This window comes from Pseudoxanthomonas suwonensis J47 (assembly GCF_000513955.1).
Classification (GTDB): Bacteria; Pseudomonadota; Gammaproteobacteria; order Xanthomonadales; family Xanthomonadaceae; genus Pseudoxanthomonas; species Pseudoxanthomonas suwonensis_C.
In genome coordinates, this window is sequence record NZ_AZUZ01000011.1 from 103,100 (window position 1) to 124,966 (window position 21,867).

Annotated in this window: 20 protein-coding genes; 13 read left to right on the forward strand and 7 right to left on the reverse strand. The window is 68.8% G+C overall.

The features are described 5' to 3' along the window. Window positions 1-16: 16 nt before the first annotated feature. Genes M503_RS0104350 through M503_RS0104360 form a run of 3 tightly spaced genes read left to right on the forward strand, consistent with a single transcriptional unit; the run spans window position 17 to window position 2,303 of the window. Window positions 17-697 (forward strand): hypothetical protein, encoded by a 681-nt coding sequence (locus M503_RS0104350; protein WP_155951957.1) that lies wholly within the window; start codon window positions 17-19, stop codon window positions 695-697. Between the two features lie 30 nt (window positions 698-727). After that, window positions 728-1,261 (forward strand): hypothetical protein, encoded by a 534-nt coding sequence (locus M503_RS0104355; RefSeq protein ID WP_028920480.1) that lies wholly within the window; start codon window positions 728-730, stop codon window positions 1,259-1,261. Between the two features lie 28 nt (window positions 1,262-1,289). Further along, window positions 1,290-2,303, forward strand: coding sequence for a hypothetical protein (locus M503_RS0104360; protein WP_028920481.1), 1,014 nt, complete (start codon window positions 1,290-1,292; stop codon window positions 2,301-2,303). Window positions 2,304-2,315: 12 nt separating this feature from the next. On the opposite strand, the gene M503_RS0104365 is transcribed toward M503_RS0104360, so the two are convergent. Then, entirely contained in the window at window positions 2,316-3,119 is an 804-nt protein-coding gene (locus M503_RS0104365) for a TatD family hydrolase (protein WP_028920482.1), read from the reverse strand. Between the two features lie 90 nt (window positions 3,120-3,209). Between M503_RS0104365 and hrpB the strand changes: the two genes are divergently transcribed. Further along, the gene (gene hrpB, locus M503_RS0104370) at window positions 3,210-5,705 is read left to right on the forward strand and encodes an ATP-dependent helicase HrpB (RefSeq protein ID WP_028920483.1); all 2,496 of its coding nucleotides are present in this window, start codon (window positions 3,210-3,212) and stop codon (window positions 5,703-5,705) included. A gap of 306 nt (window positions 5,706-6,011) precedes the next feature. Continuing rightward, the gene (locus M503_RS0104375; RefSeq protein ID WP_028920484.1) at window positions 6,012-6,401 is read left to right on the forward strand and encodes a hypothetical protein; all 390 of its coding nucleotides are present in this window, start codon (window positions 6,012-6,014) and stop codon (window positions 6,399-6,401) included. A 15-nt stretch (window positions 6,402-6,416) separates the two neighbouring features. On the opposite strand, the gene M503_RS0104380 is transcribed toward M503_RS0104375, so the two are convergent. The 5 genes from M503_RS0104380 to M503_RS0104400 all read right to left on the reverse strand — a co-directional run bounded on the left by M503_RS0104380 (window position 6,417) and on the right by M503_RS0104400 (window position 11,101). After that, entirely contained in the window at window positions 6,417-6,989 is a 573-nt protein-coding gene (locus tag M503_RS0104380; RefSeq protein WP_028920485.1) for a pseudouridine synthase, read from the reverse strand. A gap of 41 nt (window positions 6,990-7,030) precedes the next feature. Beyond that, window positions 7,031-7,330, reverse strand: coding sequence for a putative quinol monooxygenase (locus M503_RS0104385; protein WP_028920486.1), 300 nt, complete (start codon window positions 7,328-7,330; stop codon window positions 7,031-7,033). A 110-nt stretch (window positions 7,331-7,440) separates the two neighbouring features. After that, entirely contained in the window at window positions 7,441-8,304 is an 864-nt protein-coding gene (locus M503_RS0104390) for a class I SAM-dependent methyltransferase (protein WP_028920487.1), read from the reverse strand. A 166-nt stretch (window positions 8,305-8,470) separates the two neighbouring features. After that, window positions 8,471-10,180 (reverse strand): bifunctional isocitrate dehydrogenase kinase/phosphatase, encoded by a 1,710-nt coding sequence (aceK, locus tag M503_RS0104395; protein WP_028920488.1) that lies wholly within the window; start codon window positions 10,178-10,180, stop codon window positions 8,471-8,473. A gap of 39 nt (window positions 10,181-10,219) precedes the next feature. After that, window positions 10,220-11,101 (reverse strand): LysR substrate-binding domain-containing protein, encoded by an 882-nt coding sequence (locus tag M503_RS0104400; protein ID WP_028920489.1) that lies wholly within the window; start codon window positions 11,099-11,101, stop codon window positions 10,220-10,222. Between the two features lie 96 nt (window positions 11,102-11,197). On the opposite strand from M503_RS0104400, the gene M503_RS17585 reads away from it, so the two are divergent. Further along, window positions 11,198-11,425 carry a hypothetical protein gene (locus M503_RS17585; RefSeq protein WP_081720932.1) on the forward strand — a complete coding sequence of 76 codons (228 nt, stop codon included), beginning with the start codon at window positions 11,198-11,200 and terminating at the stop codon, window positions 11,423-11,425. Here M503_RS17585 and M503_RS0104405 read toward each other — a convergent pair. After that, window positions 11,394-13,625: an NADP-dependent isocitrate dehydrogenase gene (locus tag M503_RS0104405; RefSeq protein WP_028920490.1), complete on the reverse strand. Its 2,232-nt coding sequence runs from the start codon at window positions 13,623-13,625 to the stop codon at window positions 11,394-11,396. The two genes, M503_RS17585 and M503_RS0104405, sit on opposite strands and share 32 nt — an antisense overlap. A 285-nt stretch (window positions 13,626-13,910) precedes the next feature. Between M503_RS0104405 and M503_RS0104410 the strand changes: the two genes are divergently transcribed. From M503_RS0104410 to cas2, 7 genes are all read left to right on the forward strand, one after another. Then, window positions 13,911-16,211: a CRISPR-associated endonuclease Cas3'' gene (locus M503_RS0104410; RefSeq protein ID WP_037060460.1), complete on the forward strand. Its 2,301-nt coding sequence runs from the start codon at window positions 13,911-13,913 to the stop codon at window positions 16,209-16,211. 102 nt (window positions 16,212-16,313) lie between these two features. Beyond that, window positions 16,314-16,994 (forward strand): type I-C CRISPR-associated protein Cas5c, encoded by a 681-nt coding sequence (gene cas5c, locus M503_RS0104415; protein ID WP_028920492.1) that lies wholly within the window; start codon window positions 16,314-16,316, stop codon window positions 16,992-16,994. After that, window positions 16,991-18,847 carry a type I-C CRISPR-associated protein Cas8c/Csd1 gene (gene cas8c, locus M503_RS0104420; RefSeq protein ID WP_028920493.1) on the forward strand — a complete coding sequence of 619 codons (1,857 nt, stop codon included), beginning with the start codon at window positions 16,991-16,993 and terminating at the stop codon, window positions 18,845-18,847. The genes cas5c and cas8c overlap by 4 nt, the downstream gene beginning before the upstream one ends. Further along, window positions 18,844-19,719, forward strand: a complete 876-nt coding sequence (cas7c, locus tag M503_RS0104425; RefSeq protein WP_028920494.1) for a type I-C CRISPR-associated protein Cas7/Csd2 — start codon at window positions 18,844-18,846, stop codon at window positions 19,717-19,719. Before cas8c ends, cas7c begins: the two co-directional genes overlap by 4 nt. A gap of 19 nt (window positions 19,720-19,738) precedes the next feature. Then, on the forward strand, window positions 19,739-20,371 hold the full coding sequence (cas4, locus tag M503_RS17005; RefSeq protein ID WP_028920495.1) for a CRISPR-associated protein Cas4: 633 nt from the start codon (window positions 19,739-19,741) through the stop codon (window positions 20,369-20,371). Between the two features lies 1 nt (window position 20,372). Continuing rightward, window positions 20,373-21,407 carry a type I-C CRISPR-associated endonuclease Cas1c gene (cas1c, locus tag M503_RS17010; RefSeq protein ID WP_081720933.1) on the forward strand — a complete coding sequence of 345 codons (1,035 nt, stop codon included), beginning with the start codon at window positions 20,373-20,375 and terminating at the stop codon, window positions 21,405-21,407. A gap of 18 nt (window positions 21,408-21,425) precedes the next feature. Then, window positions 21,426-21,716, forward strand: a complete 291-nt coding sequence (cas2, locus tag M503_RS0104440; RefSeq protein WP_028920497.1) for a CRISPR-associated endonuclease Cas2 — start codon at window positions 21,426-21,428, stop codon at window positions 21,714-21,716. Window positions 21,717-21,867 lie beyond the last annotated feature (151 nt).

Genomic DNA, 21,867 nt, shown 5'->3' on the forward strand with positions numbered 1-21,867 from the left:
GACGGAGGGCAGCGCGATGCGGGAAAGCCGGAAGCGGGCGACGGGCGTGGTGGCGGTGCTGCTGCTTGCGCTGGCCGCGGGCGGCTGCCGTCCTGCCGCACCCGGCCATTCCGACGTGGATCCGGCGCGCCTGCAGGAAGCGGTGGCCCGGTACGAGTCCGCCGTCGCCTGGCTGCTGGGCGCCGACCAGGCCGAGCTGCAGGCGTGCTGGACCGAGGACCGCGAAGACTTCGCCCGGCGGCTGGCCGCGTGCGCGGACCCGGCCTGCCGCAGCGACGCGCTGCGCGCGCGCCTGGCCGAACTGGAAGGCTGGCAGGCCGACCACCAGCGCATCGACGGCCTGGCCCTGGTGCCGCCGCGACAGGAGCTGCTGGCCGTGCTCGCCCCCGAGGAAGGCGCTGCGCCGCCGGGCCTGGACCGCCGTCCGTCGCAGGCGCTCGACGGCGTGCTGGTCCACGCCGTCGCCGATCCCGAACACATGGGCCTGGCCCTCGCCGGCAGCGGCGGCACGCACGTGGTCGTGTTCGAGGCCGAGCTGGGCAACCAGGACGGCCACGGCGTGCTGCAGGAACTGGCCGGCACCCGGGTACCGGTGCGCGTGCATGGCCACCTGGCCACCGCGCCGGACGGCATCGACAACTTCGACACCGCGCGCTGCCGCCGCGTCTACCGGCTGCCCGGGTCTTCGCCCCGCTGATTCCCCAATTTTCACGGAAGGAGAGCCGCAATGAAGCCGCAACGTTCCACCGTCCTGGCCGCGGGCCTGGTCCCGCTGCTGTCGCTGGCGGCGATCGCGCCGGCCAGTGCCGCCAGCGATGCCTGCATCGTCGGCACCTGGCAGCCGATCGGCAACGCCGCCGCCGAATGGATGCAGCGCAACGCCCCGGGCATCCGCGTCGCCGTCGAGCAGCAGCAGGGCGCGCTGGAGTTCCGCGCCGACGGCAGCTACGCCGCCGCCGGCAGCGCCACCGCCAAGGCCAGCTCCGAGAACATGTCGGCCACCACGCGCGATACCCGCTTCCAGGCGCAGGGCACCTGGAGCACGGACGGCGGCCGCCTGACCCTGCGCCCGTCGCGCGAATCGATGAGCGGGACGATGAAGATCCAGGGGCCCAACGGCCGCACCATCGAGATGCCGATGCCCAAGGGGCCGGCGCAGGTGCAGGAGATGCAGTACGCCTGCGGCGCCACCGAGCTGGAAACGCGCACGGCGATCCGCAACGCCACCCCGATCGTGCAGCGCTACAAGCGCCTGCGCTGACGCCACCCCACCCGACAAGGACATCGCAATGCATATCCATGATCTGCCCGCCCGCGGGCCGCTCCGCTGCACCCTGCTTCTCGTCGCCGCACTGTTCGCCCCGGTCCTGCACGCGCAGGTCGTGCTGCCGGGCAAGGCGGCGAAGATCCAGATCCCGGTGGGAACCTGGTCCGAATCCAGCGCCGTGGCCAACGGCCTCACCGGCAGCGGCAACGGCGCCAACCAGCCGGCGCTGCCGCAGGTGGCCGCGCTCAACGGCTTCCTGCTCTCGTTCGGCAACGGCGACCACAAGCTGCGCCAGGTCGGCGTGCTGGCCGACGGCCGCTACACCCGCTTCGCCTTCGCCGACAGCAATGGCGACGACCCCTTCCGCGCCAGCGCCGGCTGGACGACCTTCACCCACGGCACCGCCGGCGAGGTCAGCGCGGTCGGCGGCGGCAAGTTCCGCATCCCGCTGCCGACGCAGAAGCCGGCCGGGCACGTGCTGGTGCTGCGCGGCTTCGAGTTCCGCCGCGCCGACGGCAGCGACGCCAACCTGCGCAACATCAGCGTGTGGCTGGACAGCGAGCGCAACGTCGCCGAGGTCTCGCTCACCGACGACCAGGGCCTGGACTTCCGCGGCCTGGAACGCACCCTCGGGCTGGCCGCCGCGGCCGGCGCGACCCTGCTGCCGGGCCTGCTCGAGGCCGCGCACATGGACGCCACCCGGATCGCGGCGCGCAACATCCCGCAGATGGTCGGCAAGTACCGCGGCTACAAGGTGACCGTGCAGTACGCGTGGATCCCGCAGGGCCTGGTGCAGCAGGAAGGCACCCTCGCCGGCGGTGGCGGCGACCTCGACCGTCCGCGCGTGGCCACGCCGGTGCATGCGCTGCAGGGTTTCGAGTTCACCTTCGACAACAGCGACCACCACCTGCTGACCCTGGCGGTGAACGCCGACGACCGCGGCCGCCGCGTGTTCGCCTTCCAGGACAACAACCGCGACGATCCGCTGCACTGGACCGTCAACTACCTCACGCTGAAGCCCGAGCTGCGCCGCTGAGCGGCGCGGCCGTCAGGGCAGGCGGAAGAAGGCCCGTGCCGTCGCGGTGCTCGCCGCCGCGACGGCCTCCACGGCCTCGCCGCGGTCGCGCGCCAGTTCCTCGACGATGTGCGGCAGGAAGGCCGGCTCGTTGCGCCGGTCCTTGGGCATCGGCCTGAGCGTGCGCGGCAGCAGGTAGGGGGCGTCGGTTTCCACCATCAGCCGGTGGGCGGGGATGTTCTTCACGATCTCGCGCAGGTGCTGGCCGCGGCGTTCGTCGCACAGCCAGCCGGTGATGCCGATGTGCCAGTCCCGGTCGAGGTAGTCGAACATCTCCTCGCGGGTGCCGGTGAAGCAGTGCACCACCGCCGGGCCATGGCGGCCGTCGAACTGCTTCATGATCGCCATGAAGTCCTCGTGCGCGTCGCGCTGGTGCAGGAACAGCGGCTTGGGATTGCCGGCCGCGGCCAGGTCGGCGGCGATCTGCAGCTGGCGTTCGAACGCGCGGCGCTGCGCCGGCCGCGGCGAGAAGTCGCGGAAATAGTCCAGCCCGCACTCGCCCACCGCCACCACCTCGGCGTGCGCATGCAGCGCGCGCAGTTCGGCGTCGCATTCCTCGGTGTATTCGGTGGCGTGGTGCGGATGCACGCCGGCGGTGGCGTACAGCACGCCCGGATGGCGGCGGGCCAGTTCCAGCGCCTGCGGGTTGTGCTCGCGGCTGGCGCCGGTCACCACCATCTGCGCCACCCCGGCCGCGCGCGCGCGCTGCAGCACCGCGTCCAGGTCGTGCCCGAAACTCTCGTGGGTGAGGTTGGCGCCGATGTCGACCAGTTGCATGGAACGTCCGCTCGCGAAAACACGCATTTTACCCGGGCGTCGGAGCCCGGTTCCCGCGCCGGGCCCGCGGGCGACTATCATCGCCGGCCCATGCAGTTCCCCATCAGCCCGCTGCTGCCCGCGATCCGCGACAGCCTCGCCACGCACCCGCGCCTGGTGCTCGAGGCCCCGCCCGGCGCCGGCAAGACCACCCAGGTGCCGCTGGCGCTGCTCGATGCGCCGTGGCTGGAAGGGCGCAGGATCGTGATGCTGGAACCGCGCCGGGTGGCCGCGCGCAGCGCCGCCATGTTCATGGCCCGGCAGCTGGGCGAGGAGGCCGGGCAGACCGTCGGCTACCGCATCCGCTTCGAGAACCGGGTGTCGGCGCAGACCCGGATCGAGGTGGTCACCGAGGGCATCCTGACCCGGATGATCCAGGACGATCCGCTGCTGGAAGGCGTCGGCGCCCTGCTGTTCGACGAATTCCACGAGCGCCACCTGTCCGCCGACCTCGGCCTGGCCCTGGCCCTGGACGTGCAGGCGCAGCTGCGCGAGGACCTGCGCGTCGTAGTCATGTCGGCGACTCTCGACGGCGAACGCCTGGCGCGCTTCCTCGACGCCCCACGCCTGTCCAGCGAGGGCCGCTCGTTCCCGGTGGAGATCGGTCATTTCCCGGCGCGCCGCGACGAGGCCTTGGAAGCGCAGGCGCGGCGCGCAGTGGAACAGGCGCTGGCCCAGCACCCGGGCGACGTGCTGGTGTTCCTGCCCGGCCAGCGCGAGATCGCGCGGCTCGGCGCGGCGCTGGACGCCGCGGGCCTGCCCGGCGACGTCGAAGTACTGGCGCTGCACGGCGAGCTGCCGGTGGAGCAGCAGTCGAAGGTGCTGCAGCCGGCGCCGGACGGCCGCCGCCGGGTGGTGCTGGCGACCAACGTCGCCGAATCCTCGGTGACCCTGCCCGGGGTGCGCGTGGTGGTCGACTCCGGGCTGGCGCGCGAGCCCCGCTTCGATCCCAACAGCGGTTTCTCGCGCCTGGACGCGGTGGCCATTTCGCAGGCGTCGGCCGACCAGCGCGCCGGCCGTGCCGGCCGCGTCGCCGAAGGCTGGGCCTGGCGGCTGTGGCCGGAATCGCAGCGGCTGGAAGCGCAGCGCCGTCCGGAAATGGCCCAGGTCGAACTGGCCGGGCTGGCGCTGGAGCTGGCCGCCTGGGGCAGCGACGCACTGCGCTTCGTCGACCCGCCGCCACCCGGCGCCCTGGCCGCCGCGCGCGAGCTGCTGCAGCGGCTGGGCGCGCTGGACGGCCATGCGATCACCGCGCTGGGCCGGCGCATGCTGGCGCTGGGCACGCATCCGCGGCTGGCGTCGATGCTGCTGGCCGCCCGCGGCCCGCGCGAACAGGCGCTGGCCGCCGACCTGGCCGCGCTGCTGGAAGCGCGCGACCCGCTGCGCAGCCGCAGCGACGCCCTCGCCGAACGCTGGCGCGCGCTGGCCGCGTTCCGCGCCGGGCGCATGCCCCCCGATGCCAGCCGGTCCGCCCTGGCGGCGATCGATGCGGCGGCCAGGCAGTGGCGCCGCCGCCTGCGCTGCGAGGCCGCGCCGCCGGCCGAGATCGAGGCGCACGAGCTGGGCGACCTGCTCGCCCACGCCTTCCCCGACCGCATCGCCGCGCGGCATCCGGCCGATCCGCTGCGTTACCAGCTGGCCAACGGCCGCATGGCGCGCCTGTTCGAGGACAGCGCACTGCGCGGCGAACCGTGGCTGGTGGCCAGCGAGCTGCGCTTCGAGGCGCGCGGCGACGCCCTGCTGCTGCGGGCCGCGCCGGTGGACGAGGCGCGCCTGCGCGCCGACTTCCCCGACCGCTTCGTCGAGGAGGAAGGCGCGGTCTGGGACGGCGAACGCCGCGCCCTGGTGGCCCGGCGCGAATCGCGCTTCGACCGCATCGTGCTGGACAGCCGCCCCGCCGGCCGCGTCGACCCGGCGCAGGCCGCGCAGGCGCTGACCGCGGCGGTGCGCGAGCTGGGCCTGGAGGCGCTGCCGTGGACCGAAGGCCTGCGCCAGTGGCAGGCCCGCGCGGTATCGCTGCGCCAGTGGATGCCGGAGCTCGGCCTGCCCGACATCGGCGATGTCGCCCTGCTGGCGACGCTGGACGATTGGCTGAAGCCGGCCTTCGCCGGCAAGACCCGCCTGGACGCACTGTCGGAGGAGGAGCTGGGCGAGGCGCTGAAGTCGCCGCTGGAATGGAACCTGCGCCAGCAGCTGGACCGCCTGGCCCCGGTGCGGATCACCGTGCCCTCGGGCATGGAGCGGCGCATCGAATACGCGCTGGACCACGAAGGCCAGGCGCAGCCGCCGGTGCTGGCGGTGAAACTGCAGGAGCTGTTCGGCCTGGCCGACACCCCGCGCATCGCCGATGGCCGCGTGCCGCTGACCCTGCACCTGCTCTCCCCCGGCGGCCGCCCGCTGCAGGTCACCCGGGACCTGCGCGGCTTCTGGGACCGCACCTATCCGGAGGTGAAGAAGGAGATGAAGGGGCGCTATCCCAAGCATCCGTGGCCGGACGACCCCTGGACGGCCACGGCTACGCATCGCGCCAAGCCGCGGGGCACGTGAGGGGTTCGTCGCCCATGGCGACGGTGGAACGGGCAGGCTGCCAAGGAAGAGTACTGGCACGGCGCGGCCGCACGATCCCTGGACGGCCCCGCAACCCATCGGGCGAAACCGCGGGGCACGTGAGCGGTTCAGCCGCGCTGGCTGTCTGGAATCTTCCTGCGCCGCGGATGCACCGCCCGTGATGTCGGTGTAGCGTGAGGGGCACGGCATGGACCGGCCTGCACGCGGCAGACTGCCGCTGACGCCCCATGCACGGCCCGTCGCCGACACTGGCGGCGTCCCCACTTTCCCGCCACGGATTGCGCCATGAGCAAGATGACCATCATCACCGACCGCGCGATGGAGCTGGCCGAGCAGGCCGGCGCCGGACTGCGCAACGCCGGAGCCAGCCTGCGCGACGCCGGCGTCGGTGCCGAGCAGTGGATCCGCACCGGCGCCGCGCTGGGCGCGGCCAAGGCCGGCTTCAACGTCGCCCGCGGCACCGTGCGCCGGCACCCCGTCGCGGTCGCCGCCGCCGCCGCGGTGGTCGGTGCCGGCGTGCTGGCCTACGTGATGTACCGCAAGCGCCGCCAGGAAGAGCGGCAGGCGCCGATCGACGGCCAGTCGCGTCGCGTCTCCCGCGAAGGCAACGGTGCCCCGCGTGCCCGTCCGCGCGCGCGTCGCACTTCGGCCGCGGACGACACCGCCAGCACCTGAGTGCAGGCGCGGCGCTTACGCCGCGCCGTCCACCTGGCGCCAGCTGCCCGGTGGCAGCCAGCCGGCTTCCGGTCCCTGGCCCAGCGCCAGCCGGTGCCGGCCGATCGCCACGCGTACCAGCCGCAGCGTCGGCAGGCCGACCGCCGCGGTCATGCGCCGCACCTGGCGGTTGCGGCCTTCGCTGATCGCCAGCTCCAGCCAGGCATCCGGCACGGTCTTGCGATAGCGCACCGGCGGATCGCGCGGCCACAGCTGCGGTGCCGGATCGAGCCGCCGCACCTTCGCCGGTCGCGTCGGCCCGTCGTTGAGCACCACTCCCTCGCGCAGCGCCTGCAGCTGTTCCGGCTGCGGGTCGCCCTCCACCTGCACCCAGTAGGTCTTCGGCAGCTTGTGCCGCGGATCGGTCAGGCGGTGGGCGAGGCCGCCATCGTCGGTGAGCAGCAGCAGGCCCTCGCTGTCGTGGTCCAGGCGGCCGGCAGCGTATACGCCCGCCGGCAGGCCGAAGCCGGCCAGGGTCGGCCGCGGCGGCACGCTGCGGTCGGTGAACTGGCACAGCACCCCGTAGGGCTTGTTGAACGCGATCAGCATCCCGGCAGCGGCTGCGGGGTGGAACGGTGCGGCATCGCGGATCAGTCCTGCGCCAGGCCGTGCCCACCCAGCGGGCGGGTCAGCACGTGCGAATCGAAGCCGGCGATCAGCGGCCGCGCGCGGGCGATCGCTTCGCGCACCGCGGGCAGCTGCAGCGAGGCTTCATGGCTGGCGGCGTTGTCCCAGACTTCGGTGATCCACAGGGCGTCCGCGTCGTTGGGATCCTCGGCGACGACGTAGCTCAGGCAGCCGGGCATGCCGCGGATGCCATCGAGCAGGATCGCGGCAAGTTCATCGCGGTTGCCGGGGGTGGCGCGCAGGCGTCCGATGAGACCGTGCATGGGGGAGGGCTCCGGTGGGGGGGCGGAGTGGTGGAACGTCGGAGGAAAAGCGCTGGCAGCGTCACGGCCACTGGGCCGCGGTCGCGGCGCCAGCGCTCTCACCATTCATTTCATTCCCGGGACGGTTTCACGAAGCGCAGGGTCATGCGGTCGCTTTCGCCGATGGCCTGGTACTTCGCTTGGTCCACCTCGTCGTGGTTGTTGGTGGGCGGCAGGGTCCACACGCCGTTCGGGTGGTCCTTGGTGTCGCGCGGGTTGGCGTTGACCTCGCTGCTGCCGGCCAGCTCGAAACCGGCGGCGGTCGCCAGCGCGATCACCTGGTCCTGCCCGACATAGCCGCTCCCGTCGTCGGCCGGCACGTCGGCCTTGGCGCGGTGCTCGACCACGCCGAGCACGCCGCCGGGCTTGAGCACCTCGTAGAAGCCCTTGAACATGCCCTCGGCCTGGCCGGCGCTGCGCCAGTTGTGCACGTTGCGGAAGGTCAGGACCATGTCGGCCGAACCGGCCTCGCCGAACACCGGCGCCTTCGGGTCGTAGGCCACGACCTCGGCCTTGCCGAACTGCTCCGGCGCGCCGGCGAACTTCTTCGCCAGGCCGTCCTTCCCGCGCTGGTAGTAGTCGCGCTGGCGTCCGGGCTGGAAGGCGTCCGGATCGACCACCGCGGCCACGTAGCGACCCTTCGCCGACAGGTACGGCGCCAGGATCTCGCTGTACCAGCCGCCGCCGGGGGTGATCTCGACCACGCGCATGTCCGGGCGGATGCCGAAGAACGCCAGGGTCTGGCCCGGATGGCGCCAGGGATCGCGGGCGACATTGCCCTCGGCGCGCCAGCTGCCGTCGATCGCCGCCTGCAGCGCGGCGTCGGGCGCCGGCAGGCTGGCGGCATCGGCGGGCTTGGTTGCCTGCGCGGCGGGAACGCCCAGGGCCAGGGCGATGGCCACGGCACAGGCGGCGGAACGGGACATGCGGATCATGCACGGGCTCCTGCGGAAAGTGCGGCCGAGACTAGCATTGGGAGCCGGGATTCGGGATTAGGGATTCGTGATCCGAAAGAGCAGGAGCGGCTTTCCGGTCGCCGCGGCATGACCGGAGGAGCTTTTACGAATCCCCAATCCCGAATCCCGAATCCCCCCCGATTCGTTACGCCAGGCGCAACGAATCGGGATACGGCGGCGTGTCCGGCCATTCGCCGCGGCGCAGCGCGGCCTGCAGGGTGCGCCACCACTGCGGGTCGAAGATCGCCCCGTGCACGGTCTTCAATGCCGCCAGCAGCGGCCCCGGCAGGCCCATGAACATGCCGAAGCGCTCCGGGAACACATCGTCGGGGTCGACGTGGAACCACGGCTCGGCCGCCACCTGCTCCTCGTAGCTGCCCGCCTTCGGCCAGTCGCGGAAATTGCATTCGCTGACCGCGCGGATCTCGTCGTAGTCGTAGAACACCACGCGGCGGTGGCGCGACACGCCGAAGTTCTTCAGCAGCATGTCGCCGGGGAAGATGTCGTTGCGGGCCAGGTCGATGATCGCCTGGCCGTAGTCCAGCGCCGCCTGGCGCGCGCCTTCGGCGGTCTGCTCGCGCAGGTACAGGTCGAGCGGGCGCAGCCGGCGCTGCACGTAGCACAGGCGCAGGACGATGTCCTCGCCGTCCTCCTCCAGGCTGGCCGCGCAGGTCTCCCGCAGTTCCTGCAGCAGCGCCGGGTCGAAGCGCGCGCGCGGGAAGCGCAGGTGGCGGAACGGCTGCGCATCGAGCAGGCGGCCGACCCGGTCCAGGCGGAACACGCGCTCGTACTGCGCCTGCACTTCCTCGCGGGTGGTGTTCTTCGGCCAGGCGAAGTGGTCGCGGATGACCTTGAACACCAGCGGCTGCCCGGGCAGGGTGAACACCGCCATGACCATGCCCGGCGTGCCTTCGGCGCGCACCAGGCGTTCGGCCGGATGTGCGTGGAAGTAGCGGAAGAAGCTGCGGTAGCGCTCGGTCTTGCCCTGCTTGGCGCGGCCGAGCACGGTGTAGATCTCGTCCACGGGTTTCTGCGGCAGCAGGCTGCGCAGGAACACCACTGCGTCGCCTACCGTCGGCAGGTCGGCCTGGAAGTAGCTGCGCGACACGCCGAACAGCTGGGCCACGTCGGCGCGGCGGGTCAGCACCGCCTCGGCGCGGATCCCGTCCTCGCCGTTGACCAGGGCGATCACGCACGGCGAGAAGCGGTGCTCGCCGAACACGCGGCCGACCAGGTAGGCGCGGCGCTCGCGGTAGAACACCGTGTCCAGCAGCTCGATGCCGCGCACCGGGTGCTCGCCCCAGTGCGCCAGGTCGTCCTGCAGGCGGATCGCGATTGCCGCCGCGCAGCGGGTCAGGTGCGCGTAGGGCACGTCGAAGCGGTAGTTGCCCAGCACGCGGATGAAGGTGTCGGTCGGGCGTCGTTCCGACACCGCATAGCTGTGCCGCGCCACCGGGCGGGTGATCGCGTCCGTGGACTCGATGTCCAGGGCCACGAATTCGACCGCCGGATCGACGCCGCGGGTGCCGAAGAAGCGCCGGCTCAGGGTGTTGTAGAAGGTCTTGTACAGCTCCGTGTCGATCGCGTCCCCGATCGAGGCGGCGTAGTGGTCGCGCACCTGCGCCCACAGCGCGCGGTCGTGCGCGTGCGTGCCGAGGGTCGCGGCCAGCCGCCGCCCGCAGTCGCCGATGCAGGCGTCGTACAGGTCCAGGCGCTCGGCGGCGTCGGCGCGGGCGCCGGCCCAGTCGCGCTGCTCGAAGCGGCGCCGCGCGCGCCGGCTGATCTCGGCGAAGCGCGCGTGGTAGTCGTCGAAGGCGTCGTGGATCTGCTGGGCGATGGCGTCGGCTCGGAGCATGCGGGGATAGTGGCAGGCGTGGGTGGCGGGCGGGCGCGTTCAGCGCGAGGGCGTGGCGGCGGCCTGTTCGAGGATCCAGGCGCGCACCGTGGCGAAGGCCGGATGCGACAGGCTGCGCTCCGGATAGACCAGGTAATGGCCGAACCCGGCCGGCAGGCGCCGGCGGCCGAGCAGGACCAGGCGCCCGGCGCGCAGCAGCGGTTCGGCCAGGGTCAGGCGCGCCAGCGCCACGCCCACGCCTTCGGCCGCGGCCTGGTGCAGGGTCTCGGTGTCGTCGAAGTGGGCGACGTGGTGCGCCGGCGCGCGGCCGCCGGCGTGGGCGAACCATTCCTTCCAGCGGTCGGCCGGGTCGCCCAGCAGCGGCAGCTTCGCCAGGCGCTGCGCCGCCGGCACGTCGCGGTGCTTCTGCAGCAGCGCCGGGCTGGCCACCGGCGCGATCCATTCGTTGAACAGCAGTTCGGCGTGCACGCCCGGCCAGCGCCCGCCGCCCAGGCGCAGGGCCATGTCCACCGGCTCGCGCTCGAAGTCGACCACGTGGGTGCTGGACTGCAGGCTCAGGCCCAGGTCCGGGTGCGCGGCGAGGAACGCCGGCAGCCGCGGCACCAGCCAGGCGGTGGCCATCGACGGGATCAGGCTCAAGGTGATGCTGCGGTCGTTGCGCGGGGTCGCCCGGCGCAGGGCCAGGCCGATCGCGTCCAGCGGCGCGGACACCGCGTCGTACAGCCGGCGCCCTTCCACGGTCAGCTCGACCCCGCGCGGGCCGCGCGCCAGCAGGCGCTGGCCCAGCCGCTCCTCGAGCTGGCGCATGCGGTGGCTCAGCGCGCTGACGGTCAGGTGCATCGCCTCGGCCGCGCGGGTCAGGTTGCCCAGCCGCGCGGCGGTGACGAAGGCCTCGACCTGGTCCAGCGGAAGTCGTCCCATCTTGAATCGCCCTCAAGCCTGGCTTGCAGGATTTGCGCTTTTTTCCCGCCCAGCATCGGTCTAGCTTGATCTGCATTCAAGCCCGAGGAGACGGCAATGGCTGGCTGGGACGACGGGGCGGTATACCGGCAGATGGCGGCGATGTTCGGCGGCCTGGTGTCGCTTCAGGGCTACGCGGTGGACCTGGATGCGGCCGGGCCCGTGGAGCAGCGCGCACCGCCGCGAGCCACAAAACGGAACGCCCGGCATGGAGCCGGGCGTTCCGATCAGCAGGTGGAGGCGGAAGAGGCGATCAGGCCGCCAGTTCCGCGAGGCTGGCGTTGAAGGTGGCCGACGGGCGCATCGCCGCGCCGGTCTTGGCCAGGTCCGGCTGGTAGTAGCCGCCGATGTCGACCGGCTTGCCCTGCGCGCCGTTGAGCTCGGCGACGATCTTCGCCTCGTTCTCCGACAGCGCCTTGGCCAGCGGCGCGAACTTCGCCTGCAGCGCGGCGTCCTCGTCCTGGGCGGCCAGCGCCTGAGCCCAGTACAGGGCCAGGTAGAAATGGCTGCCGCGGTTGTCCAGCTCGCCGACCTTGCGCGCCGGCGAGCGGTTGTTGTCCAGGATCAGGCCGTTGGCCTGGTCCAGGGCCTTGGCCAGCACCGCCGCCCTGGCATTGCCGGTCTGCTCGGCCAGGTGTTCCAGCGAGGCGGCCAGGGCCAGGAACTCGCCCAGCGAATCCCAGCGCAGGTAGTTCTCCTCGACGAACTGCTGCACGTGCTTGGGCGCGCTGCCGCCGGCGCCGGTCTCGAACAGGCCGCCACCGGCCATCAGCGGCACGATCGACAGCATCTTGGCGCTGGTGCCCAGCTCCAGGATCGGGAACAGGTCGGTCAGGTAGTCACGCAGCACGTTGCCGGTCACCGAGATGGTGTCCTTGCCCTGGCGGATGCGCTCGAGCGAGAACTTGGTCGCTTCCACCGGGGCGAGGATGCGGATGTCCAGGCCGCTGGTGTCGTGGTCCTTGAGGTACTTCTCGACCTTGGCGATGACCTCGCGGTCGTGGGCGCGGTTGGTATCCAGCCAGAACACCGCCGGGGTATTGCTCAGGCGGGCGCGGTTCACGGCCAGCTTGACCCAGTCCTGGATCGGCGCGTCCTTGGTCTGGCACATGCGCCAGATGTCGCCGGCCTCGACCTTGTGTTCGAACACCAGCTTGCCGTCCTGGTCGGTGACGCGCACGGTGCCGTCGGCCGGGATGCGGAAGGTCTTGTCGTGGCTGCCGTATTCCTCGGCCTTCTGCGCCATCAGGCCCACGTTCGGCACCGAGCCCATGGTGGTCGGGTCGAAGGCGCCGTTGGCCTTGCAGTCCTCGATCACCGCCTGGTACACGCCGGCGTAGCAGCGGTCCGGAATCACCGCCTTGGTGTCCTGCAGCTTGCCTTCGGCGTTCCACATGCGGCCGGAGTCGCGGATCATCGCCGGCATCGAGGCGTCGACGATCACGTCGCTGGGCACGTGCAGGTTGGTGATGCCCTTGTCCGAGTTGACCATGGCCACGGCCGGGCCGTTGGCGTACACGGCCTCGATGTCGGCCTTGATCGCCGCCTGCCGGTCTTCCGGCAGCGAGGCGATGCGCGCGTACAGGTCGCCGATGCCGTTCTCGGGCGAGAAACCGACCGAGGCCAGTGCGTCGGCGTGCCTGGCCAGCGCGTCCTTGTAGAACTCCGAGACCACCACGCCGAACATGATCGGGTCGGAAACCTTCATCATGGTCGCCTTCAGGTGCACCGAGAACAGCACGTCCCTGGCGCGCGCGTCGGCCACCTGGGCGGCGACGAACGCGGCCAGCGCCTTGCGGCTCATGGTCGAGGCGTCGACGATCTCGCCGGCCTTGACCACCACCTTTTCCTTCAGCACCACGGTCTGGCCGTCGGCCTGGGCCAGCTCGATGCGCAGGCTGCCGGCGTTGGCGATGGTGGCGGACTGCTCGCTGCCGTAGAAGTCGCCGGCGTCCATGTGCGCCACGTGCGACTTCGAATCCTTGCTCCACGCGCCCATGCGGTGCGGGTGCTTGCGGGCGTAGTTCTTCACCGAGGCCGGCGCGCGGCGGTCGGAGTTGCCTTCGCGCAGCACCGGGTTCACGGCCGAGCCCTTGACCCGGTCGTAGCGGGCCTGGATGTCCTTTTCCTTCTCGTCCTTCGGCGCGTCCGGGTAGTCCGGCAGCGGATAGCCCTTGCCCTGCAGCTCCCTGATCGCGGCCTTCAGCTGCGGCACCGAGGCGGAGATGTTGGGCAGCTTGATGATGTTGGCTTCGGGTTTCGTCGCCAGCTCGCCCAGCTCGGCCAGGTCGTCGCTGACCTTCTGCCCCTCGCCGAGGTAGTCCGGGAACTGGGCCAGGATGCGGCCGGCCAGCGAGATGTCGCGGGTCTCCACCGCGATGCCCGCGGTGGCGGCGAAGGCCTGCACGATCGGCAGCAGCGACTGCGTTGCCAGGAAGGGGGCTTCGTCGGTCAGCGTGTAGATGATCTTGGGAGCGTTGGGCATGGGAAGGCAGCTACTCTGTCGGGAGAACGGGTTCGCTAGGCGGGGCTGGGGGAGGCGACGCCTACCGGAAGACTGCTGGCGCTGCGAGCGCGCATCGCCGGCTATTGTCGCCGCTCGGCGGACGCGGCGGAAGGCGATTCGCCGCCCTGTCGCCCGATAGGCGCAATACGCCATGGAATGTTGCCCGGTCCTGGGCTAGATTGCGGGGCACAGACATCGGCGCGTCTCATGGGGAGAGACGGAGGTGGTGCAAGCTTCGCGGCGCACCACATTGGGGGACTGGTCATGGACGGCGACAAGCGATCGTTTTTCGCTCATTCCACTGCGTCTGCGGACAGGCGCGACTGGCAACCGTTGTCCGTGCACCTGCGCGATGTCGGCGCGCTGGCAGCGGCGAACGCATCCTTTTTCGCAGCCGCGGACCTGGCTAGAACGGCCGGGCTGTTGCATGATCTCGGCAAGTATTCCGATCACTTCCAGAAACGCTTGGAAGGCCAGGCACCCCGTGTCGATCACGCTACTTGGGGCGCATGGATCGCCGGCGAACGTTACGGCGGTCTCGGGACCCTGATCGCCTACGCAATCGCCGGTCACCATGCCGGGCTGGCCAATGGCAGGCCCGGCCTGGACGGCCAGTCTCGTACGACGCTCTACGAGCGCTTGTCCGAGGGTTACTGCCAAGAACTGCCACCGCTGCTGCCTGACTGGGAGCGGGAGATTGCGCTGCCCGGCAAGCTGTCCTTGCCCTTGGGGTTCACCAGGCATCCCAAGCCACAACTCCGCCCGTTCCAGTTGTCGATGCTGGCGCGCATGATTTTTTCCTGCCTGGTCGACGCCGACTTCGTCGATACCGACGACTTCTATCGGCGCATCGAAGGTCGATCGTCCCGGGACGAGGATGCTGGCCCCAGGCCGTCTTTGGCCCAGCTGCGCGACGCGCTCGACCGCCATCTGGCCGGGTTGCCTGGCGAAGGTGGCATCAATCCGCTGCGCGCACACATCCTGCGCGAGGTGCGAGCCAAGGCCGCGCAGCGGCCGGGGCTGTTCTCGCTGACCGTGCCCACCGGCGGCGGCAAGACGCTGGCTTCACTGGCCTTTGCCTTGGACCATGCCCTCGCCCATGGCCTGCGCCGGGTGATCTACGTGATCCCCTTTACCAGCATCGTCGAGCAGACCGTACAGGTGTTCCGGCATGCGCTCGGCGTGCCGGCCGACCGGGACGACATCGTGCTGGAGCACCACAGCGCCTTCTTCGACGATCCGGCCAAGGCGCCACAGGCCATCGAGAAACGCCATCTGGCTATGGAGAACTGGGATGCGCCGATCGTGGTCACCACCTCCGTGCAGTTCTTCGAGAGCCTGTTCGCCGACCGCCCCTCGCGCTGCCGCAAGCTGCATAACATCGCCGCCAGCGTGGTGATCCTGGACGAGGCACAGACCCTGCCGCATGAGCTGCTGCGCCCCTGCGTGGCCGTGCTGGACGAACTGGCGCAAAATTACCGGGTCAGCCCGCTGCTGTGCACCGCCACTCAGCCGGCGCTACGGCTGGACCAGGGCTTCAAGGATGGCCTTGAAAACGTCCGCGAGCTGGCGCCGGACCCTCCGGTCCTGTACACCGAGCTACGCCGCGTCCGTGCGCGCCATGCCGGCACGCTTGACGACGACGCATTGGCCGAGCACCTGCGCCGTCGCGATCAGGTGCTGTGCATTGTCAACAACCGACGCCATGCCCGGCATTTGTTCGAAGCCATCGCCGAGCAGCCGGGGGCGCGCCACCTGACCACGCTGATGCACGCTCGCCATCGCAGCGCCGTATTGTCCGAGGTGCGCCAGGACCTGAAGGCCGGAAGGCCCTGCCGGCTGGTCGCGACCAGCCTGGTCGAGGCGGGCGTGGACGTGAGCTTCCCCGCCGTGCTGCGCGCGGAAGCCGGGCTGGATTCCATCGCCCAGGCGGCCGGGCGCTGTAACCGCAACAGGGAGTGGGACGTGGAGGCCAGCGAAGTACTCGTATTCGAGCCTGCCAACGGCGACTGGGCGCCACCGAAGGAACTCAGACTGTTCGCGGAAGTCTTCCGCACGGTCGAGCGCGCCCATCGCGATGACTTGCTGTCGTTGGACGCCGTCGATGCGTACTTCCGCGAGCTGTACTTCCGCCTGGGCGATGGTCAGCTGGACCGCGACGACCTGCTGGGTCTGTTGCGCGGTTGCGAGATCGACGGACTGCCGCTGGACACGCTGGCAAGAAAGTTTCGGATGATCCGCACCACCCTGCGGCCGGTGATCGTGCCCTACCTGCCAGGCAGCCACGAAGAGGCCCCCGAGGTCGCCGCCGTCCTGCGCCAACTCGAGCACGCCGAGCACGTCGGTACGGCTGGCGCCGCGCGCCGCCTGCAGGCCTGGTTGGTCCAGGTGCCGGAACGGGCCTACCAGGCCCTGTGGCAGGCCCATGCCATCGCCCCGGTCGCTCAGGAGCGCTTCGACGAACAGTTCGTGCGGCTGGTCAACCCGCGTCTATACGACGCCCGGTTCGGATTGCATTGGGATGACAATCCACAATTTCTGGCGTTAGAAACACTGCTTGTCTGACCATACTTCTGCTGGATTATCTACGCTGCAGAGAATATCTTCCGTCGCAGCTTTTGCGACACCAACGAGGCACATTCTCGGAAAGCACGACAGGGGGCAAGGATGAGTTACGGAGTCAGGCTTCACGTCTGGGGCGAACGGGCATTGTTCACGCGTCCGGAAATGAAGGTGGAACGCGCCTCGTATGATGTGATCACTCCATCGGCGGCACGCGGCATCCTGGAAGCGATCCACTGGAAGCCGGCGATCCGTTGGGTCGTGGACAGCATCCAGGTCCTCAGGCCGATCCGCTTCGAGTCGATCCGGCGCAACGAGGTCGGCGGAAAGCTGGCCGCGGCCAGCGTCGGCAAGGCGATCAAGGCCGGCCGCACCGATGGACTGATCGCCTATGTCGAGGACGATCGGCAGCAACGTGCTGCCACGGTGCTACGTGATGTCGGCTACGTCATCGGCGCGCATTTCGAACTGACCGACAAGGCCGGACCGGACGATAACGTCGGCAAACACCTGGACATCTTCAACCGCCGCGCCCGGCGCGGGCAATGCTTCCACGCGCCCTGCCTGGGGACGCGGGAGTTTCCGGCCAGTTTCGCGCTGATCGAATCCGACGACGCTCTCCCCACACCGGACCCTTCGCTGATGGGCGAGCGCGATCTCGGCTGGATGCTGCACGACATCGATTTCGCCGACGGCATGACCCCGCGTTTCTTCCGCGCCCGCATGGTCGATGGCCGGATCGACGTGAAGACGCTGGTCGGGGATGGAGCAGGAGTGCGCGCATGATCCTGTCCGCCCTCGTCGATTACTACCAGCGTCTGCGGGACGATCCCGAGTCCGGCATCGCCGAACCCGGCTACAGCCAGGAGAAGATTGGCTTTGCCATCGTGCTGGATGGCAGTGGGAACGTCGTCGACGTCCATGACCTGCGTGATCTCTCCGGCAAGAAGCCACAGCCACGGCTGCTGGACGTACCGCAGCCGGAAAAGCGGACAGCCGGGATCAAGCCCAATTTTCTCTGGGACAAGACCAGCTATGTGCTCGGGGTCAGTGCCAGCAGCAAGCGCAGCGAGCAGGAGCGCGCAGCGTTCAAGGCCCTGCACCGGCAGGCGCTTTGCGGCACCGACGACCCTGGGTTGCTCGCATTACTCGCCTTCCTCGACGGATGGTCGCCAGATCAGTTTGTCGATGACTCGCTCTTTATCCGTCACGGCGAGGCACTGCTGGATGCCAACATCGTCTTCCGTCTCGACGGGGACACCGGTTATCTGCACCAGCGCCCGGCCGCTCGCGCCGCATGGGCACGGCAGCAGGGACAAGGCAAGGATGCACGACTCGGCAGCTGCCTCGCCACCGGCGAACATGCACCATTGGCGCGCCTGCACCCGGCCATCAAGGGTGTCTATGGCGTCCAGAGCTCCGGCGCGTCGATCGTCTCGTTCAATCTCGAGGCATTCGCGTCCTACGGCAAAAGCCAGGGTGAAAATGCGCCGATCTCCGAGCAAGCGGCGTTCGCCTACACCACGGCCCTCAACCATCTGCTGCGCCGCGATCCGCACAATCGGCAACACCTGCAGATCGGCGACACCACCGTCGTTTTCTGGGCGCACGCAAAGACCGCACCGCAGGCAGAGGCCGCCGAAGACCTGATCGCGGATTTCCTGCGCGGCGAAGACGGCGACTCAACCGCGCTGGCCGACGGCCAGGCTACGCAACGCCTGCAACAGGCGCTGGAGCAGGTGCGGCAAGGTCGGCCACTTCGCGAACTGGACCCGACCCTGGACGACGAGGCGGACATCTTCGTCCTGGGACTGGCGCCGAACGCTTCACGCCTGTCGATCCGCTTCTGGGAAACGCAGACGCTGGCCGGCTTCGCACAGCGCCTAGCCGAACACCATGCCGATCTCGAGCTCAAACCACCTGCGTGGAGGCGGCCACCGACACCGCAATACCTGGCCCTGCAAACCGCCACCATCTACGGCGAGAACGGCAAGCCGAAGGCCGAGGACGTGCCACCACTACTGGCCGGCGAGCTGACCCGCGCGATCCTCGCCGGCACCCGTTACCCACGCAGCCTGCTTGGCACCATCGTGATGCGGTTCCGTGCTGATGGGCAGATCTCGCCGCTGCGTGTCGCGCTGTGCAAGGCCGTCCTGGCCCGAGACGCGCGGCTGGGCAGGCAACAAGGTATGTCGTCATCCACCAACCAGGGGGAACCACCCGTGAGTCTCGATACCGGCAATACGGATCCCGGCTATCTGCTGGGACGGCTGTTCTCGTTGCTGGAGAACCTGCAGCGCGCCGCACTCGGTACGCAGATCAACGCCACCATACGTGATCGCTACTACGGCGCCGCTTCGGCGACACCGGCCAGCATTTTCCCGGTGCTGTTGCGCAACGCCCAGAACCACCTGGGCAAGCTGCGCAAGGACAAGGCCGGGCTCGCGGTGAACCTGGAGAAGGAAATCGGCCAGATCATCGATGCCCTGCCGCCCCAGTTCCCGCGGACGCTACCGATCGAGGAACAGGGCCGTTTCGCCATCGGTTACTACCACCAGGCCCAGGCGCGCTTTACCCGCAGTGGCGGGCAGATTGCCGATATCGACACCGAGACCGAGAGTGAAGGAGAGACCCCATGAGCGCCATCGCCCACCGCTACGAGTTCGTCTACCTGTTCGACGTGAGCAACGGCAACCCCAACGGCGACCCGGACGCCGGCAACCTGCCGCGTCTAGATCCGGAAACCAACCAGGGGCTGGTCACCGACGTTGCGATCAAGCGCAAGATCCGCAACTACGTCTCGCTGGAAAAGGAAGGCGAGCCGGGCTATGCCATCTACATGCAGGAAAAATCGGTGCTCAACAGTCAGCACGAGCTGGCCTGGAAAGCATTGAATATTCCGCCAGACGAGAAGGAGAAGTACAAAAAGCTTCCCAAAGATCAAGCCAAGGCGCAGGAACTTACCGCCTGGATGTGCAAGAACTTCTTCGACGTGCGGGCCTTTGGCGCAGTGATGACCACCGAGGTCAATTCGGGCCAGGTGCGCGGGCCGGTGCAGTTGGCCTTCGCCAGTTCCATCGAACCCGTGCTTCCGCTAGAAGTAGCTATCACCCGCGTGGCCGTGACCAACGAGAAAGATCTTGAAAAGGAACGCACGATGGGCCGCAAGCACATCCTGCCCTACGGCCTGTATCGAGCCCACGGCTTCGTCTCGGCCAAGTTGGCCGAGCGTACCGGTTTCTCCGAGGACGATCTGCAGCTGCTGTGGCGCGCTCTTGTCAACCTGTTCGAACACGACCGATCCGCTGCTCGCGGCGAGATGTCGGCGCGCAAGTTGATCGTGTTCGAGCACGAACACCCCATGGGCAACGCCCCTGCCCACGTACTGTTCGACAAGGTGAAGGTGACACGCACTAGTGATGCTTCGGCTCCCGCCCGGCACTTTTCCGACTACATGGTCGAGATTGACCGCAACTTGCCGGCCGGCATCACCATCACCGAAGTGCTTTGACCGCAGTGGAGGGCGCAGCATGGACGACGAGGATCTGATTCCCCTCTCCGCCCTCCAGCATTTCCTGTATTGCCCACGCCAATGCGCCTTGATCCATTTGGAACAACAGTGGGCCGAGAACCGACTTACGGCGGAAGGCCGACTGCTGCATCATCGCTCGGACACCCCACAGGCCGAACGTCGCCGCGGTGTACGCACCGTGACCGCTATGCCATTGCTCTCGCTTGAGCTGGGTATCACGGGTAAGGCCGACGTGATGGAGTTCCACCGCACCAATGACGGCGAACGTGCCTTTCCAGTGGAGTACAAGCGCGGTCGCCCGAAGTCTCACCGTGCAGACGAAGTACAGCTATGCGCCCAGGCGCTGTGCCTGGAAGCGATGCTGGGTCAGCCCGTGCACGCCGGCGCATTGTTCTACGGACAGACTCGCCGTCGCAAGGACGTCCTCTTCGATTCTGCATTGCGCGCGCTCACTCTAAGCACCATCGCCCAAACCCGGGCCATGCTGGCATCGGGCGTGACGCCAACCGCTCGATATGAGCCCAAGCGCTGCGATGCTTGCTCTCTGATCGGCATATGTCAGCCGCGCCTACTCGGACATCGGAGCATACGGGACTGGCTGCAGTTGCAGTTGCGCGAGGAGAAAGCCTGAAGTGCGCCGACAGCTGAACACGCTGTATGTCAGCACCGATGGCGCCTGGCTTCGCAAGGACGGCGCCAACATTGTCATGGAGGTTGACCGCCAAGAGCGCGTGCGGCTGCCCGTACACATGTTGGAGAGCCTAGTTTGTATCGGCCGTGTCGCGGTGTCCCCGCAATTACTTGGCTATTGCGCGGCGCAAGGCATCAGTATCTGCTATCTCACGCCACAGGGCCGCTTCCTGGCCCGCGTCGAAGGCCCCATCTCCGGCAATGTGCTGTTGCGGCGCGCCCAGTATCGCACCAGCGACGACCCGCAGCGATGTGCGAGCGTCGTCCGCAATCTGCTCGTAGGCAAGATCCACAACCAGCGTGCCGTGCTTGCCCGGGGCTGGCGCGATCACGGCACCAGGCTCCCCGACCTGCCGTCGTTCCAGCATGCCCTGAAGCGGCTTAAGCGTATTCCGCACAGACTGCTCGTAGAACAGGACGTAGATCTCTTGCGCGGTCTGGAGGGCGAAGCGGCTCAGGCCTACTTTGGTGTATTCGACCAACTCATCAGGGTCGAATCGCCATTGCTGCGCTTTGCTGGACGCAACCGGCGCCCGCCACGCGATGCGTTCAACGCGCTGCTGTCGTTTCTCTACACACTGCTTACGCACGATTGCCGATCGGCATTGGAGACGGTCGGACTGGATCCATCCGTGGGTTTCCTGCATCGCGACCGGCCAGGCCGACCCAGCTTGGCGCTCGACCTGGCCGAGGAATTTCGCCCACTGCTCGGTGAAAGGCTCGCGCTGTCTTTGATAAACCGCAGGCAATTGAACGAACGCGACTTCCAGGTATTCGATAGCGGTGCGGTACAGTTGAAGGACGATGCACGAAAAATCGTCCTGACGGCCTACCAGGAACGCAAGCGCGAACAACTCCAACACCCTTTCCTAGACGAGAAAGTAGACATCGGCCTGCTGCCATTCGTACAGGCGCAGCTCCTGGCCCGCCACCTGCGTGGTGACTTGGACGGCTATCCGCCGTTTCTGTGGAAATGACTCAGGGACCCTACACGCATGATGGTTCTCGTAAGCTACGATGTCAGCACCGTCACTACAGGCGGCCAGAAGCGTCTGCGCAAGGTCGCCAAGGCCTGCCGTGATCTTGGACAGCGGGTGCAATTTTCGGTATTCGAGATACAGGTGGAGCCAGCACAGTGGGTTGCCCTGCGCCAACGGCTATGCGACCTGATCGACCCGAAGGTGGATAGCTTACGCTTCTATTACCTAGGCGCCCGCTGGGAGGGCAAGGTAGAACACGTCGGGGCCAAGCCGACGCTGGACTTGAAGGGGCCATTGATATTCTGACGCGAACGTGAAGCTACCGGACAAATCCCGGCAGGATCGCGCTCTCTTTAAGTCATTGATTTTATAAATACAACGCCTGCCAGCTCATGCTGTTTGTACAGCAGGAAGCATCTTCCTTGGACAACCTTCGCGCTATCAGGCTATTTTCCCC

Excerpts from the sequence above, each read along its gene's own strand:
- cas8c (WP_028920493.1), top strand. The coding sequence starts at position 16,991 with ATGATCCTGTCCGCCCTCGTCGATTACTACCAGCGTCTGCGGGACGAT.
- M503_RS17585 (WP_081720932.1), top strand. The coding sequence starts at position 11,198 with ATGGCTGGCTGGGACGACGGGGCGGTATACCGGCAGATGGCGGCGATG.
- aceK (WP_028920488.1), bottom strand. The coding sequence starts at position 10,180 with ATGCTCCGAGCCGACGCCATCGCCCAGCAGATCCACGACGCCTTCGAC.
- M503_RS0104375 (WP_028920484.1), top strand. The coding sequence starts at position 6,012 with ATGAGCAAGATGACCATCATCACCGACCGCGCGATGGAGCTGGCCGAG.
- M503_RS0104380 (WP_028920485.1), bottom strand. The coding sequence starts at position 6,989 with ATGCTGATCGCGTTCAACAAGCCCTACGGGGTGCTGTGCCAGTTCACC.
- M503_RS0104400 (WP_028920489.1), bottom strand. The coding sequence starts at position 11,101 with ATGGGACGACTTCCGCTGGACCAGGTCGAGGCCTTCGTCACCGCCGCG.
- M503_RS0104365 (WP_028920482.1), bottom strand. The coding sequence starts at position 3,119 with ATGCAACTGGTCGACATCGGCGCCAACCTCACCCACGAGAGTTTCGGG.
- M503_RS0104410 (WP_037060460.1), top strand. The coding sequence starts at position 13,911 with ATGGACGGCGACAAGCGATCGTTTTTCGCTCATTCCACTGCGTCTGCG.
- cas5c (WP_028920492.1), top strand. The coding sequence starts at position 16,314 with ATGAGTTACGGAGTCAGGCTTCACGTCTGGGGCGAACGGGCATTGTTC.
- M503_RS0104405 (WP_028920490.1), bottom strand. The coding sequence starts at position 13,625 with ATGCCCAACGCTCCCAAGATCATCTACACGCTGACCGACGAAGCCCCC.
- cas4 (WP_028920495.1), top strand. The coding sequence starts at position 19,739 with ATGGACGACGAGGATCTGATTCCCCTCTCCGCCCTCCAGCATTTCCTG.
- M503_RS0104355 (WP_028920480.1), top strand. The coding sequence starts at position 728 with ATGAAGCCGCAACGTTCCACCGTCCTGGCCGCGGGCCTGGTCCCGCTG.
- M503_RS0104360 (WP_028920481.1), top strand. The coding sequence starts at position 1,290 with ATGCATATCCATGATCTGCCCGCCCGCGGGCCGCTCCGCTGCACCCTG.
- hrpB (WP_028920483.1), top strand. The coding sequence starts at position 3,210 with ATGCAGTTCCCCATCAGCCCGCTGCTGCCCGCGATCCGCGACAGCCTC.
- M503_RS0104390 (WP_028920487.1), bottom strand. The coding sequence starts at position 8,304 with ATGATCCGCATGTCCCGTTCCGCCGCCTGTGCCGTGGCCATCGCCCTG.
- M503_RS0104350 (WP_155951957.1), top strand. The coding sequence starts at position 17 with ATGCGGGAAAGCCGGAAGCGGGCGACGGGCGTGGTGGCGGTGCTGCTG.
- M503_RS0104385 (WP_028920486.1), bottom strand. The coding sequence starts at position 7,330 with ATGCACGGTCTCATCGGACGCCTGCGCGCCACCCCCGGCAACCGCGAT.
- cas7c (WP_028920494.1), top strand. The coding sequence starts at position 18,844 with ATGAGCGCCATCGCCCACCGCTACGAGTTCGTCTACCTGTTCGACGTG.
- cas2 (WP_028920497.1), top strand. The coding sequence starts at position 21,426 with ATGATGGTTCTCGTAAGCTACGATGTCAGCACCGTCACTACAGGCGGC.